Below are 15,519 nucleotides of genomic sequence, written 5' to 3'. Positions count from 1 at the left end.
CCTGCCGTGCAAGCATGCCCTTAAGCAACGTTCGCACTCGAAAGCGGCACGAGGTCGTGATGAGCGATTGGACTGTTGGCAGCGAGTCCCGGGAAAGTGCCGCGCACCTGATCAGACCAGACCGAGCCGCTGGCGGCCCGTACGAATAATCCGTGCATTCGTCGACGTGACGGCGGTTCCTCCGTCCGCTGCTCTGACGGCTCTTCCGAAAAAGAAACCGTGCAGCAAGGGTTGAAGGAAAGGTAGCTTTGTCCGCATTTCAGCAAAAGCTTGGCTGGCAGCCCTTGCCGAGCATCGCTCGCCTTCCAGCAGCTGGAACAACAAAAGCGCTGTTGATGGCCCCGTACCTGGCCTTAACCGCTGTATTTTTCGTTCTACCTTTAGCACTGGTAGTCACGCGCAGCCTCACATTGGACAGCCCGGCGCCAAATGGGGGCGGCATCACTCTGCAAAACTATATTGAGGTTCTGTCGAGTTCGGTGCTGCGCAGCGTGGTGGCCAGGACGTTCGCAGTCTCAGCGTACACCACAGTGGCATGTTTCACGCTCGGATTTCCAACCGCATATTTGATCTCAAAGCTGTCGAGAACGCCGGCAACGATATTAACCACGCTGATTTTCCTGCCTTTCTGGGTGTCAGTTCTGGTTCGGCTTTTTTCGCTGACGATAATTCTGGGCCGCGATGGGCTGGTCAATTCGGTGTTGATAGCGATGGGGGCTGGTCGGCTGGAGCTGCTGTTCAATACGACAGCAACCGTCATAGGAATGACAAACTATCTTTTGCCATTCATGATCATCATCCTCTATTCGGGCATGATACGTGTAGACCCGGCCATTCTTCTGGCTGCCCGCGCAACAGGCGCTACGCCAGGTCAGGCGTTCGTCCAGGTGTTTTTGCCGCAGATCAAGCCGGTCGTCGCAAGCGCGTGCACGCTCGTTTTTGTATTATCGCTCGGGTTCTTTCTGACCCCGGCGGTGCTCGGTGGGGCCAGTGGGCTGACCGTCGCCCTTTACATCCAGCAGCAGATTTCGGTTTTTCGTTGGGGAGTGGCAAGCGCGATCGGCGTTCTGCTGCTTGTCATCTCTCTGTTAGGTTACCTGATCGTCATCAGGCTGGCTGGGCTCTCACAACTTATTAGGCCGTCTTCGTCTGGAACGAAGGGAACCAGCGGGACTGAAAAACTCAAGTTCTCCGCCACGGTGACGTTGTTGTGGTGCGTTGCCGCAGCGTCGATCACATTCTTATTGCTTCCGCTGATCGTAACCATCCTCACATCGTTTGGCGCCTCCCGCATTATCCATTTCCCTCCTGAACGATGGACGTTCAAATGGTACCAAGACATCTTTCATGATCCTGATTGGATTCACGCCATAGGCAGGAGCCTGGCAGTCGGACTGCTGACGGCGATCCTTTCAACGCTAGTTGCCTTGGGACTTGCTCGTGCGGTTTCAGGGTTCCGTTCCCGATTTCTGCGCGCCGTGATGCAGACCGCCGTCTACGCGCCACTGGTGGTGCCGATCATCCTTTTGGCAATTGGGATGTTCGACGTGGAAACGCGCCTCGGCCTGCTTGATTCGATTTGCGGGCTGGTGCCGCTTCACATGGTGATTGCAATCCCGCTTGCGTTCGCGGTTCTCTCATCCGCCCTCGATGATTTCGATCCAGATCTCGAAGCGGCGGCACGCGCACTTGGATCGTCAAGAACCCGCGCATTTTGGAGTGTGACAATTCCCAATATCAAAGGGTCCTTGCTGGGGTCGCTGATTATTAGCTTCGTGACCTCATGGGACGAAGCTGTGATCGCCCTGTTCCAGACCAGCTTCAACAAGACACTGCCGGTCAGAATCTTTTCGTATCTCCAAAGCGGCGTTGAGCCGGTGGTTCCTGCGCTTGCGACGCTGCTGATTGCCCTGGTGGTGCTTGGGATGGCGATACGCGTTCAGCAAGTAAGATGAACGCCACTAACTTTTGATGAGGATTAGACCGTGACGATCAGCGTGCGAGAACTCAATCCTACAAGACCGCTTGAATCCGCGGCTCTCGATATCCGATCTGTGAAGAAGCTGTTTGGACAGCTCATCGCGCTCCATGAAATCTGTCTTCGTGTAAGGCACGGTGAATTCTTGACGCTCTTAGGATCAAGCGGCTCTGGAAAGACAACTCTCTTGCGGATCATTGCCGGGTTGACGGAGCCGACAGAGGGGGCCGTGTCGATCGGGGGACGCGATGTCACACATCTTCCTATAGAAAAGCGCGACATAGGCTTCGTCTTCCAGAACTATGCGCTCTTTCCGCATCTCAGCGTCAGAGACAATATCGGGTTTGGGCTCAAACTGAGAAGATACCCGGCCGCTAGGCTAAAAGCTCGCACCGATGAGATGATGGAGCTCACGCATCTATCGTCTCTGGGGAGCCGGTTCCCTAGCGAATTGAGCGGTGGCCAGCAGCAGCGCGTGGCGGTCGCCCGCGCTCTGGCACCGGCGCCAAAACTCTTGTTGCTGGACGAGCCTCTCGGAGCGTTGGATCGGCGCCTTCGTCAAGAGCTCGGTCTTGAGCTCAAACGCATACAGCGCGACACCAAAGTCACGGCCATTTACGTCACTCACGATCAGGACGAGGCATTTCTGCTGTCGGACAGGATTGCTGTCATGGAGGCTGGCAGGGTCCTCCAACTCGATAGTCCTCGAACCATATACCGTGATCCGACAAACCTTTTCGTCGCCAATTTTGTGGGCGAAACCTGCCGGATGAAGGGTCTGTTAAGGGAGATATCAGGTGGGGCAGGCCGTGTCGATGTAGGTGGACTTGTGATTGACGCGGTCCCCGCGGACGGCGCAACAGCTGGTATGCCAGTCGTTGTTGTGGTGCGTCCTGAGCAGATTTCCGTAAAGCGCTGTAAGTCGATGCAATCCCGTTCCGGTGCACCGGCTACTTTCGTCGGTGGCTTCGTGCGATCCCGCACATTCTTGGGAAATCGGCTGAGGCTGAAGTTAGAGGCGAGCGGAATTGACTTGGAGGCAGAGCTTGATGGCTCGCGTGACGAGGAATTCGAGGACGGATGCTTCGTCGAAATAGCGTGGCAGTTCGGATCGCCCAGAGCCTTTCCTGCGCAAAGTGAGAAAATAATCTAGGAGGAGATACCAATGCATATTGTCAGTCGTTCCACGATTGCGGCAATCGTCGTGGCTGGTTTGGCGTCATTGGCAACAGGCGCCGCGGCACAGTCGCGCAACAGCGATGAATTCCCCAAAGCAACCTTTCCGGAAAAGACGTTCGATGGCTTGAAAGGGGAAGTGTTGTTCTACGACACCAGTGGCGGCCCAACGACCGAAGCCCGCAACGCTACGGTCTTTAGCAGATTTGCGGATCTTACCGGAGTCCGATTTCGCTCGGACGTCTATCCTGATCCGACCAAGTTTTACGCCTGGATGCAAACCGGAAATCCGCCCCCCTGGTCGCTAATTGAGTTGCCGGGCACGTCGGAGTTGGAAAGAGCCAAAGCTGCAGGTTATCTGGAGAAGCTTGACCGGTCATTGATCCCGCTCGACCAACTCGACCCCGCCGATGTGGACGATTACGGCATCAGAATGATGAATTACAGCATCCAAATGATTTGGAACACGCAAGCGTTTCCCATGTCGGGTCCACACCCCGGAAGCTGGGCGGATTTTTACGATCTCAAAAAATTCCCTGGCAAGCGCTGTATGTTTAAGAATGCTCAGACCGGGGCAACCTTCGAATCCGCTTTGCTTGCCGACGGCGTCAAACCTGACCAACTCTACCCGCTGGACGTCGATAGAGCACTAAAGAAACTGGATACCATCAAAGATCAGATCGTCTGGTGGAGTAGCGGTGCCCAAGGCATTCAGTATCTGACGACGGGTGAATGTCAAATCGGGGTCAGTTGGAACGGACGCATCGCAGGTGCGGTGAATGAGGATCATGCACCTATCGGTTTGTCTTGGAACCAGGCGCTGTACAGCACTGCGGTGTTGGCCGTTCCAAAGGGAGCGCCTAATGATCGGGCCGGTCAGGCAGCGATCGCCATGTGGATTTTGGACAAGAAGGGCCAGATCAATTTCGTCTCTCGCGTGCCATACGCCACCAACATCAAGGGACTCTCACTCACCGATTACCCAGCTAATGTCAGATCCTATCTGGTCGGGGGAGAAAACCTTAAAACCGCTATAAGGGAGGATTCCTCATACTATAAAGAGAATCTGCCTTCGCTCACCGAGCGTCTTAACGCGTGGCTGCAGCAATAGGTCAGCTGAATGACGGCCGCCCATAGTGATCAGGCTTTTGGAGCAAATTCGTCAAAATGAGGAGAACCGCTTTGGCAAGGTCACCTCAATGAGGCAAGGATCCAATCGGCCTGCGATAATTGGTTTCATGCTACCAAACATGCTCGGAGGCATCGGAACGGGCTTCGTATTGAAATGGCGCTTCGATGTCGGCGTTATTGTTGTTACGCCCGGCGGCATAAAAGCGCCATCGGGGAGGCCCGGTCGATCTCATCCGCGCAAATGCGCGAGGCTATGTAAACGTTGACATATGGCATTTTCGGGATGTACAGTGCGATAAATTCTGCATGGCGCGCGGGAGGGCCGTTTGGAAGCCGGCATGAGACAGACACGATATCTGGCTGCTGTGTCGATCGTTCTCTCACTTTGTTTGATGGATGGGGCGCTCTTTGATTGGCGCGTCTCGACAGCTTTAGGCAACTTGCTCGCGCACAGCGTGGAGAGGCAGGCCGAAACCGCCGAGACCAAGGTCGAAATATATGACGCGCTTTGGTCCGGGTTGCTGGGTGTGCCTGTAAAAAAACGATAGCTGCCGACAGTTTCCAGTTGAGATCGCGGCAGCCGATTGCCGCTGCCATGCGTCACTTGGTGCTATGCTGGGCCGCGACCTGTTGAGCGATGTCGGCCACGATCGAGTTCAGGGGCATGTCGGCGCGCTTGAAGAAACTGGCCGTGAATGACAGCACAGGCATCTCGTGTCCGGTTTCGACGACGCGTAATTCCCCGGTCGCGAGATGTTCAGCGACCACTTGGCTTGGGATCGCGGCCACACCAATGCTGTCGAGGGTCATCCGGATGATCGAAGAGAGCGAGGAATTGGCGAAAAGGCGGACCTTGTGCAAATGCGCCTTCTCGAATAGCTCAAGCAATTGCCAATACGGCCGGGTGCGGCGAGCAAAGGTGATGATTGGAAATGCCGTCAGGTCCTCCAGCGTCACCGGGCTTGCCTTTAGCGGCAATTGTGCTGGCACGATCCAACTGAGGGGATAATCGCAAAGGGGCAGATTTGTCGCATTGCCGGCGTTGACCGGTCCAATAAGCAAGGCGACATTGATAGTGCCCTCCGTCAGCGCCGTGGCCAGATTGGCTGATCCGTCAACACTGATTTCCAGTGTTATGGACGGGTACTCCTGGTTGAGGCGTTTGAGCAAATCCGGCAGCCAAGTGTGCACGATGGTTTCCGACACACCGAGTTGGACTGTCCCGCCGAGCCCGTCGCGGCCGGCGACCGCCATCACCATCTCGGTTCGAAGCGCCATTATCCGTTCGACATAACCCAAGAGCTCCCGCCCTTTGGCTGTGAGGTGGCTGCCGCGCTTGTCGCGCTCGAGAAGTCTGACTTTGAGTTCTTGTTCGAGTTGGGCAATCCTGGCCGAGACGGCCGGCTGCGTGGTGTTCAGTTTCTCGGCCGCCCGATGAAATCCCCCGGTCTGCGCTACCACATAAAACGTCTCGAGCGTCCGCAGGTCTATCATGAGTTCCCCTTCCTGTGGACTAGTTAGCCCCATGGAGTGAGAGAACCCAAGCCAAAAATCAACAGGTCGCGTCCCGCAGACGTGCTAGACGCCTTCGAGGCCCAATCAACATAACTCCTCTCCCCAACCTCTCACACGGAAGCCGGCTCAAATTGGAAGCGGCCATTCAGCAGGTCTTCTTCACGGATATCTGTGATGAGCATGCAGCCCGGGCTATGGGTGATAGCAATTGGTGGCTTTGCCTCTGCCAGCGCCACTTGCGGTGTTACGCCACAAGCCCAGAAGAGCGGAATTTCACCTTCGTGTACCGGTACTGCATCGCCATAGTCCGGCCGGGCAAGATCCTCTATCCCGATTGCCGACGGATCGCCAAAGTGCACCGGCGCTCCGTGAACCTGAGGCATACGCGAGGTGATTTCTATTGCGCGGATCGCGGCCAGCGGCTTCATGGGACGCATCGACACGACAAGCTTCCCTGAGAAACGGCCTGCGGGCAAGCAGTCGATGTTTGTGCGGAACATCGGCACATTGCGACCAAGATCGATATGACGCACAGCGATTCCGGCGTTCTGCAGGGCCCATTCGAATGAGAAGGAACACCCGATTACGAAGGACACGAAATCCGGGCGCCAGTGAGCCGTAATATCTGGCGTTTCCTCGACCAGTCTGCCTTCCCGAAAGATCCTGTAGCTTGGCACATCCAAGCGAATGTCGATGCCCGCGCCCAGGCTCGGCAAGCCCGGGTCCCCCGGCTTGCCCACCGCAAGCAACGGGCACGGCTTGGGATTTGCCTGGCAAAACCGCAGAAAATCGGCCGCCCAGAACTTGGGCAATATGACCAAGTTGCCTTGCGCAAAACCCGCGGCCATGCCTGAGGTCTGATGGGCTATGCGGCCGGCGCGTATATCGGCTCGAATTGCTCGGGAATTGCGCTTCGCGATCGATTCGTCCTTTTTTAGCATGGCCCGCCTGAACCTCTCCTAGTCTTTCTTTGAGCAAGAGGATTTGTCGTGGAAGCGGACAGCGTCAAATCTCAATATTGGATGACCTCAGATAGAAATTCTTGATCAGGCAAGATTGGTGAAATTCAAACGCGGTCTGAGGCTGCGTTCGGATCGTGGAGTCTTCGGATTTCGAATCTGGGCGGCGCCAGTTAGTTCCAGCTGTTGAAAAGATAGGCCGCCGCATTTCGATGACGATCAGATACCCGCGCAGTTGAAGTGAAAAGCCCATGCGGGTCACTGCACAGGCGAAAGGCACCTGAAACGACAGACATGGTTCGATGCAGAGCCACAATTTCAAAGAGAGTTCCGACAAGGGGACAGGCGTGCGTATCTGCACCCTGCAGGATGTCACTGGCGACCTACCTCCCAACGCAATTAGCGCATCAATTGCGCATGGTGCCAGGCAGCAGTGACAGCTCGGGGAAACCCACATCAAGGATCATATGATCCACTTGACAATGATCTGGATCATGTTGTTTACTCGCCCCCGAGCTAATGCAACGACGGGCAGAAACGCCAGCAGCCGCGCAAAAATGCACGATGGGTGTAGGGCGGGAGGAAAGATGGTTCCAGGCGAACCTGGCGTTGGCCCCCTCTGGCGAGCGCGGCGACAGGGGGAGCTTCGCGATCCGGCTACGACCGCCGCTGTTTGTGAAATCGCTGTTTGGCCGTCATCGCCTTGGCGCTGACGGCATCTGGTGCAACGGAACTACTCCGGGGTGGTGCTTTTAGTCCCCTGACGGGCAAACGAGGATTGGGCCTAGATGACGCATAAAGAACGTACGACTGTCTATGACGTCGTTATCGTCGGTGCCGGGCCATCCGGGGCGGTAGCCGCAAGGCGTCTTGCGGAAGAGGGCATGTCCGTTATCTGTCTGGAACAGGGCGAATATCCCGACTACACGAAGCTGCGGCACTCCGGCTTCGAATTCGAACTGACCAAGAACCAATATTTTGCCTCCAATCCCAGGCGGCGCATGGCGCCGTCGGATTACCCCGTCAACGTTGTCGATTCAGACGTCGAACCGCTGATGTGGAATGGGGTCGGCGGAAGTTCAGTCCTCTATGCAGCTGCGTGGCATCGACTCAAGCCAAGTGATTTCCGGGTCCGGACCGTTGACGGAATCGCCGACGACTGGCCTTTGACCTATGCTGATCTCGAACCTTATTACACGCGCGTCGAGAATGATTTTGCTGTGTCCGGCGTAGGGGGCGACCCTGCATATCCTCCAGGGTACGAGATACCGCTGCCGCCGTTCCCATTAACGCAGATGGACCGCAAGCTTGCGGCCGCCCATGACCGGCTGGGATGGCATTGGTGGCCTGGCAGCAATTCGATCGCGACGGTCAAGCATAACGGGCTTCTTCCTTGCGTGCGTCGCGGTGCCTGCACATGGGGTTGCTTCGATGGCGCCAAGGCCTCGGTTGACCGGACGCATTGGCCTACATGTATCAGGCTCGGTGTGAAGCTCGTGCAGAACGCCCGTGTATTGCGCGTCGAGACCGGATCTGACGGCCTCGCAACAGGCGTCACTTATGTCGACAGAGGAACGGGGCGCGCTCATTTCCAGCCAGGTCGAACCGTTATCGTTTCTGCCAACGGCGTCGGCACGCCAAGGCTCCTTCTCAATTCCGCTTCGAAAGATCATCCAGATGGATTGGCCAATTCCTCAGGTCTGGTGGGCAAACGCTTGATGATGCACCCCTATGGCACGGTGAGTGGCCTGTTCGATGACTTCTTTGAAAATTGGCAAGGACCCTACGGGCAGCGGTCATACTCGCTGGAATTCGCCGAGACGCGTAAAGACACGAACTTCTACCGAGGCGCAAAGTGGCAACTGATGGGAATGGGCGGCGCGCTCGCAACGGTAGGCACCTGGCCCTGGGGCGGAAACAGCGATGTATGGGGTGAGAACTTTCATCCTACCGTGCAAAAGCGGTTCGGGCGTTCAGCATACTGGGGCATCATGGCTGAGGACCTTCCGAGCGAAGACAACATGGTTTCGCTCGATCCCGACCTGACCGACGCCGACGGTATGCCTGCCGCGAAGATCACCTACAAGGCCTCGCAAAACACCTGGGATCTCTTGCACTACAACCAGGAGCGCGCCGTTGAGTCCATGAGGGAGGCTGGTGCCTACGAAACGGCGGTGATGCCGCTTCAACGAGAGACCGGCTGGCATATTCTGGGATCGGTGCGCATGGGCGAGGATCCACGCAACTCCGTTGTCGATGCCTTCGGCCGGTCACATGACGTACCCAACCTTTTCGTGATGGACGGAAGCGTCATGCCTACATCCGGAGCGGTAAATCCGACTGGAACGGTTGCCGCGCTGGCACTGCGGAACTCTGAGGCCATCATTGAAAACAGACGCTCGCAGCCAGTCAGTAAGGCTGCCGAGGCTCTGCGCGTTGGATCCTAAGGCCATGACCCACAACATCAATGATTTTCAATCCAGGATCGCATGGGTGGCGGACACCTTGATTCCGTCAGACTCGAAATCCGGCATGCCTTCCGCCACAGAGGCCGGCGTGCCCGAACGTCTGCTGCCGCGTGCCCTTAAAGAGCGTCATGACCTGGCGCCGTCATTTTTCCTGGCCTTGTCGCGTTTGCCTGAGACTTGCCCAAGCAGCCCGTTGGACGCGATTCGAGCTCTGGGTTCCGACGATTTCCACACGATCTCGTTCCTGATTGCGGGAGCCTATTTCCTGGACGAAACAGTCAACCGGAAACTGCGCTATCCGGGACAGGAAGCGCTTCACGAGACGCCCGACTACGACGAGATCATGGAGGCCATAGAACGTGTCCAGGCAAGAGGCTCGGTCTATGTCGACGTCGCCTGAAGCATGTGGCCCGCGCAGACGTTTCGAAGCGTTAAGGACAGCCAGCGGTTTGGGCGACAGCGTGAGGTCGGATGGACCCCGGAGCGGCAGCTAACGGGAACCTATGGTGGGCGATGCTGATCGCTGCCAGCCCGCCAGCGTTGAAAGTCAGATCGGGCGTCAGCGTTCTGGCGGTGCGAGAAGTAAGCTCCCCTCATAACAAAGTGCCCAAGCCGAAGCCGGCTAGTCACAAAGGAAAACAAGATGAGTGAACCGAAATTTCGTGTGCTGCACACGATGGTGCGGGTGAAAGATCTCGAAAAATCAATAGACTTCTACACCCGCCTCCTCGGTATGAAGCTGTTGCGCAAGATGGACTTTCCAGAAGGCAAGTTCACTCTCGCTTTTGTGGGCTATGGTCCGGAAGAGACCCATGCGGTCATCGAATTGACGCATAACTGGGATCAAGAAACGCCCTACGATCTTGGTACCGGCTATGGGCACATCGCGCTTGGCGTGAGGAATATCTACGGCATATGTGAGGAACTGCAGGCAAGCGGCGCTCGGATTCCTCGTCCGGCTGGTCCCATGAAGCACGGCACGGCCGTGATTGCCTTCGTGGAGGATCCCGACGGATACAAGATCGAGCTGATCGACCTCGACACGATAAGTTAACGGTTGGCCAATTCCGCAGTTTTGCGATCCGGCACAACAGCTTCAGCAGGGGCTGCCAAGGCTTGGCCGCAGCGCTGCCCAAGCCCCGCCAAATGAATCGAATGAAAAGCGGAGATTTCGTAATATGGCAATGGCAAACGAGAAGGGGAGTATCCTTGTCGCTCCCCATCGATTCCCGAACCTCAACAGGGAACGTGCTTTGGCTGAGAGCTTGGGTCGCGAGATCGTGGTTGCGGAGGATCAGGCCTCATTTCGCAGTCGTATGGCTGACGCAGAGGTGGTGATGGTCACGCCCTATGCGAAGATGACTGCCGATGAATTTGGGCTATTGCGACGCTGCAAGGCAGTCGTGCGCTATGGTGTTGGCTACGACAACATCGATGTTACCGCGGCATCTCGCGTAGGGGTTCCGGTAACGATCGTTCCCGATACGGCATCCGAGGAAGTGGCATCGCATGCGCTGGCGATGGGATTGAGCCTGGCTCGACGCATCCCGCAGGGCCAGGCGGCCATAAGGTCGGGCGAGTGGGCGGGCGTCATCGGTCTGGATGCACCGAAGCTATCGAACCTGCAAGTAGGTGTCGTCGGAATGGGACGCATCGGACGACTGGTCGCAAATTGGTGGGCGGCTATCGGCGCCAAGGTCCATGCCTACGATCCAATGGCAACCTTCTCCAATATTCCTGCCGCAACTTTGAAGCAGGTTCTGGAGGAGTCGGATGTCGTGTCTCTCCATCTGCCTCTCAGCGAGCAGACCCGCCATCTCATTTCGGCCGAAGTGCTGGAGCGCATGCGGCGCAACGCGGTGGTCGTCAACGTCTCGCGCGGCGGATTGATCGACGAGGACGCCTTGGCCGCAGCCCTTTCCGCTGGCAAGATCGCGGGCGCAGGGCTTGACACGTTTGCACAAGAGCCCTTGTCACCCAGCCATCCGTTGCGCGAGGCCCCCAATACGGTGTTCACACCTCATGTGGCCTGGCGCTCCAACACCTCGCTCGATGCATTGCAGGAACAAGCTGTTGAGAGGGCAAGACGTGCCCTATCAGGTGAAGCGCTTCCAGATCTCGTGACGGCCTGATCTTCGGTTGGCGTCCTGTCACTGGCCATCTGGTTCTGCCATGGCGGTGGCATTCTAACAATACTGACGACAGAAGGGCCAGTTAGACATAGCGCTCGCCCGACAGACCGCGGACGCGATCTTCCAGGCAGTCGGATCAATTCGGTCCAGGCAGTCGCCTCGTTAAACCCAGGCGCAGCATGGGGTCGCGCGCAGTCTGACGACCCATCACCTGCGTTCGATGAAATCAAACTCTCGTACGGCGCCCTTCGCCGGGGGCTGTCGGTCCCGCATCCCGCTTGACGGCGGCGCTATGCTGATGCTCCTGCGGCCGCCCTGTTGAACCGGTCTCAGGGCCACGAACTTTCTCCAGCGCCGAAATGAAACTTTGGTCCCCTGGCCGGCATTTCGGCGCTTCCGCTTTGTACGTGCTTGTTGGTTTAAATCGGAGAAGGGGCGCGGCCCCCTCCCTGGCACGAGGGGTGACGACATCGCTCTCAGGCAAAAAGAATCCCGCCTTGGATCACATGATCCTGTTGACAACAGTCTGGATCATAGTGTTCACTGCTCAAGCTTTACTAGCGGATGGAGAGCAGGATGAATCTCGGGCTGGGTCAAAACGGAGGTGCGGTCGATTCGGCAATCGGCAAGCGCTCCGAGACCGCGTTCTTGCGAGAGAGGAAAGTGGTTCCGGGCGGGTCGATGCGTGCAGCCTCCTGGTTTCAGCCGCATCCGCCATACGCTGCTCGCGGCGAGGGGTGCTGGGTCGTTGACGTGGATGGTCGGCGGCTTCTGGACTGCGCCAACAACTTCTTTTCGCTTATTCATGGCCATGCGTTCGAGCCGGTTCTCGACGCTGTTCGTGCCGCGATGGTGAAGGGGACGGCCTTCGGGATGCCCACCGAGAGCGAGATCTTGCTTGCCGAAACGCTGGCGGCCAGGAACCCGAGGATGGAGCAGACGCGGTTTTGCAACTCCGGGACTGAAGCTGTGCTTGCCGCAGTCAAGGGCGCGCGCGGCATAACCGGCCGTGAGCGAATTGCAAAATTCGAAGGTTGCTATCACGGAGCCTATGACTGGGTTGAGGTGAGCCTCGATCCGACGCCCGCCAACTGGAACGACAACAACGGTGATCCCGCATCGGTGCGTTGCAACGCCGGCACACCGGACTCCGTGCTGCGGGAGACGCTGGTGCTGCCTTATGACGATCCTCAGCGTTGCGCCGAAATTCTGCGACGCGAAGGCGCTACGCTGGCTGCCGTCATCATAGATCCCCACGCCTCGCGGGCCGGCACGGTGCCGATTTCGAAGGATACGGCTGCTGTTGTACAGGAGGCGTGCCGCCGGGACGGCATACTTTTGATCGCTGACGAAGTGATCAGCTTCCGCCTGTCGTTTGAGGGAGCTTCGCCGCTTTTCGGCCTGGAGCCTGACTTGGTGACCACGGCCAAGATCATCGGCGGTGGATTGCCTATTGGAGCGGTCTCCGGATTGGCCCGGCACATGTCCGTCTTCGATCATTCGGCCGGCAAACCCAAGGTATCGATGGGCGGTACTTTCAGCGCCAATCCGCTGAGTATGGCGGCGGGTCTTGCCTCGCTTACGCACTACTCGCGATCGGCTGTGGATCGGATGAACGCACTCGGCGACAAGCTTCGGGCGGAGCTTCGCCAAGGCTTTGCCAAAGCTGGTGTGGCCGCAACGGTAACCGGCATGGGATCATTGTTCCGGCTGCATGTGGGTCCAGGCGAGGTTACAGGCTACCGCAGCGCGTTTGCCGACGCACAAACTGCCAAGCAGATCCGCCGTATCCACCTGGCAATGCTTGATGAAAACGTCCTGCTTACGCCGAACTGTTCGGGAGCGCTTTCGACACCCATGACCGAATCCGAGGTCCATTCGATCGCGGAAAAGCTCATAAAAGTCGTTCAAAGGGAGCTTGGCAGCCGCCCGGATGCGGCAGCCTGAAGGCTGCTACCCAGCATTTGCGAAGACAGCGCATATAGCGAATCCCAAGCAAGGATAAATGGACACCAATGTTAGTTGCACCCTACCGCGTCGGAGTTGATATCGGCGGTACATTTACCGATCTGGTCATGGTAGACGCCCGAGGGGCCGTGCGGGCATTCAAGGCCCCCTCGGTGCCGTCTGATCCAACGGAGGGTGTGCTCAACGCGGTCCGACTGGCGGCCGAAGCTTTGGCCACCGACGTGTCGACGTTCCTTTCCAATACAGAATTGTTCGTTCACGGCTCAACGATAGCCACCAACACGTTGCTCGAAAAGAAGGGCGCGAAGGTCGGGCTTCTCGTCACCGAAGGTTTTCGCGATTCGCTGGAGATCCGCAGATCCATTCGCGAGAACGTCTGGGACCATAGACGGCCCTTCCCAGAGGTTCTGGTTCCCCGCTATTTGCGTCTGCCGGTGACTGAGCGAGTGGAACATGATGGTTCGGTACGCATCCCCTTCGACCCTAAGAGCGTCGCCGCGGCGGCGCGCATCTTTGCGGAAGAGGGTGTCGAGGCAGTAGCGATCTGCTTCCTGCATTCTTATGCCAATCCGGCCCATGAGAGGGCAGCCAAGGCCGAGCTCAAGAAACATCTTCCCGATGTCTGGGTCACCGCATCGTCGGAAATCTCGCCGACGATTGGCGAGTACGAGAGAACCTCCACGACCGTCGTCAATGCATATGTCTCGCGACGGGTTGTCCCATATTTGGAGAGCCTGGCCGCGCGGCTCGCCGCGTTAGGGCTGCCGCGTAAGCTTTTGATGATCCAGTCGAACGGCGGAGCGATTTCTATCGACGAGATCGGCTATGCACCCGCGAGCCTGGTTCTATCTGGACCCGCCGCAGGCGTCGGCTCGTTGAAGTTCTTTGGCCAGGATACCGGATCGGAACACCTGATTTCGATCGAGGTCGGCGGAACGAGCTGCGACGTCACGTTGATGCAGCACGGCATGGTCTCCATGACCGATCAGATCGTGGTCGACGGCTACCACCTGAACATTCCTTCCGTCGATATCCACACCGTGGGCGCCGGCGGCGGCACGATTGCATCCGTGGATGGTGCGGGCCTCCTGAAGGCCGGCCCGGAAGGGGCTGGCTCGACGCCGGGACCCGCGTGTTATGGTCGTGGCGGCGAACGTCCCACCGTGACTGATGCGCAGCTTGTGCTGGGCCGGCTCAAGCCGGGTCCCTATGCAGGCGGCGCGATAAGCTTGAGCCTGGAAAAGGCGGTAGAGGCGATTGAAACCCATGTCGCCAAACCGCTGGGTCTCAGTGTCACCGATGCCGCGGCCGGCATCATCCAACTCGTCGAGCAGAACATCCTTCATGCAGTGGAGCAGGCCTCCCTGGAAAAGGGCTACAATCCAAGGACATTCACTCTTGTCGCCGCCGGTGGCGCCGGTCCTTTGCATGGTCCCTCCACAGCACGATTGCTCGGCAGCCCAAGCCTTTATATCCCGAGGCTTGCAGGCGTGTTCTGCGCATTCGGTATGTGCAATTCCGACCTTCGCCACGACTTCGTAAGAAGCTGGCTCAAGGATCTCGACAATAAGGCGGTGTCGGGGCCGGACCGGCTTGAGGATGCGTTCGAGGCGATCCAGGCCGAAGCGAGCGAAGTTCTCGCTCGTGAGGGGTTCACTGGAAGCAAGGCCCAGCTCAGGCGGGCCTATGATCTACGCTATTTCGGCCAGCAGTGGACTATTGCCGTGGAGTGCGCTTCGACCGAGGGGAGCGCAATACGGGCAGCCTTCGAACAGGCCTATCAACGCCTTTTCGGCTACGTGCAGCCCGCCGGCGCCATCGAGATCGTCAATCTGCGACTGGCAGCGATAGGCAAGCTGGATGCGCTCGATCTGGCAAAGGATTCTCCGCTGGTTTCCGATCCGGTAGCGCATTCGCGCCGCCCGGTATGGATCGACAGGAAAGTCGGCTTTGTTGACACCCCCGTCTACGACGGCACGGCGCTGACCTCACGCCAGCAACTGGTCGGGCCGGCCATTATCGAGGAAGCCACCACAACACTCATTCTTGGTATGGGCGATAAGCTCGTCATGACGGATGCAGGCAATTATCATGTCGATATCGCACATGGCGTGGCGGGTTGAAAAGGCGCGCCATCTGTTTGGTTATCGCGGGCCACGCAGCGCCTGGCGCGCATGGCAGCCCTTCTGGTG

The 15,519-nt window shown here is 57.8% G+C and carries 11 protein-coding genes; 9 read left to right on the top strand and 2 right to left on the bottom strand.

The window, feature by feature from the left end:
• The first annotated feature begins 248 nt into the window (after window positions 1-248).
• Genes EJ074_RS01065 through EJ074_RS01055 form a run of 3 tightly spaced genes read left to right on the top strand, consistent with a single transcriptional unit; the run spans window position 249 to window position 4,265 of the window.
• Window positions 249-1,955: an ABC transporter permease subunit gene (locus EJ074_RS01065; RefSeq protein ID WP_129552630.1), complete on the top strand. Its 1,707-nt coding sequence runs from the start codon at window positions 249-251 to the stop codon at window positions 1,953-1,955.
• A 30-nt stretch (window positions 1,956-1,985) separates the two neighbouring features.
• Window positions 1,986-3,131, top strand: a complete 1,146-nt coding sequence (locus tag EJ074_RS01060; RefSeq protein ID WP_129552629.1) for an ABC transporter ATP-binding protein — start codon at window positions 1,986-1,988, stop codon at window positions 3,129-3,131.
• Window positions 3,132-3,143: 12 nt separating this feature from the next.
• A complete protein-coding gene (locus EJ074_RS01055; RefSeq protein WP_129552628.1) occupies window positions 3,144-4,265 on the top strand; it encodes an extracellular solute-binding protein in 1,122 nt (373 codons plus the stop codon).
• A 620-nt stretch (window positions 4,266-4,885) separates the two neighbouring features.
• On the opposite strand, the gene EJ074_RS01050 is transcribed toward EJ074_RS01055, so the two are convergent.
• Window positions 4,886-5,779 carry a LysR family transcriptional regulator gene (locus EJ074_RS01050; protein WP_129552627.1) on the bottom strand — a complete coding sequence of 298 codons (894 nt, stop codon included), beginning with the start codon at window positions 5,777-5,779 and terminating at the stop codon, window positions 4,886-4,888.
• Between the two features lie 131 nt (window positions 5,780-5,910).
• Window positions 5,911-6,741, bottom strand: a complete 831-nt coding sequence (locus EJ074_RS01045) for a putative hydro-lyase (RefSeq protein ID WP_129552626.1) — start codon at window positions 6,739-6,741, stop codon at window positions 5,911-5,913.
• Window positions 6,742-7,547: 806 nt separating this feature from the next.
• On the opposite strand from EJ074_RS01045, the gene EJ074_RS01040 reads away from it, so the two are divergent.
• The 6 genes from EJ074_RS01040 (at window position 7,548) to EJ074_RS01015 (ending at window position 15,450) form a co-directional block, all read left to right on the top strand.
• Window positions 7,548-9,206 carry a GMC family oxidoreductase gene (locus EJ074_RS01040; RefSeq protein WP_129552625.1) on the top strand — a complete coding sequence of 553 codons (1,659 nt, stop codon included), beginning with the start codon at window positions 7,548-7,550 and terminating at the stop codon, window positions 9,204-9,206.
• A 4-nt stretch (window positions 9,207-9,210) separates the two neighbouring features.
• Window positions 9,211-9,627 (top strand): hypothetical protein, encoded by a 417-nt coding sequence (locus tag EJ074_RS01035; protein ID WP_129552624.1) that lies wholly within the window; start codon window positions 9,211-9,213, stop codon window positions 9,625-9,627.
• 243 nt (window positions 9,628-9,870) lie between these two features.
• Complete coding sequence (gene gloA, locus EJ074_RS01030; RefSeq protein ID WP_129552623.1) at window positions 9,871-10,281, top strand: lactoylglutathione lyase; 411 nt, start codon at window positions 9,871-9,873, stop codon at window positions 10,279-10,281.
• Window positions 10,282-10,405: 124 nt separating this feature from the next.
• Entirely contained in the window at window positions 10,406-11,359 is a 954-nt protein-coding gene (locus tag EJ074_RS01025) for a C-terminal binding protein (protein WP_129552622.1), read from the top strand.
• 576 nt (window positions 11,360-11,935) lie between these two features.
• On the top strand, window positions 11,936-13,306 hold the full coding sequence (locus EJ074_RS01020; protein WP_129552621.1) for an aspartate aminotransferase family protein: 1,371 nt from the start codon (window positions 11,936-11,938) through the stop codon (window positions 13,304-13,306).
• A gap of 68 nt (window positions 13,307-13,374) precedes the next feature.
• Complete coding sequence (locus tag EJ074_RS01015) at window positions 13,375-15,450, top strand: hydantoinase/oxoprolinase family protein (protein WP_129552620.1); 2,076 nt, start codon at window positions 13,375-13,377, stop codon at window positions 15,448-15,450.
• Window positions 15,451-15,519: the final 69 nt, after the last annotated feature.

Origin of the sequence: Mesorhizobium sp. M3A.F.Ca.ET.080.04.2.1, from assembly GCF_003952525.1 — a bacterium.
Lineage (GTDB): Bacteria > Pseudomonadota > Alphaproteobacteria > Rhizobiales > Rhizobiaceae > Mesorhizobium.
This window is presented reverse-complemented; position numbering and strand designations above follow the sequence as displayed.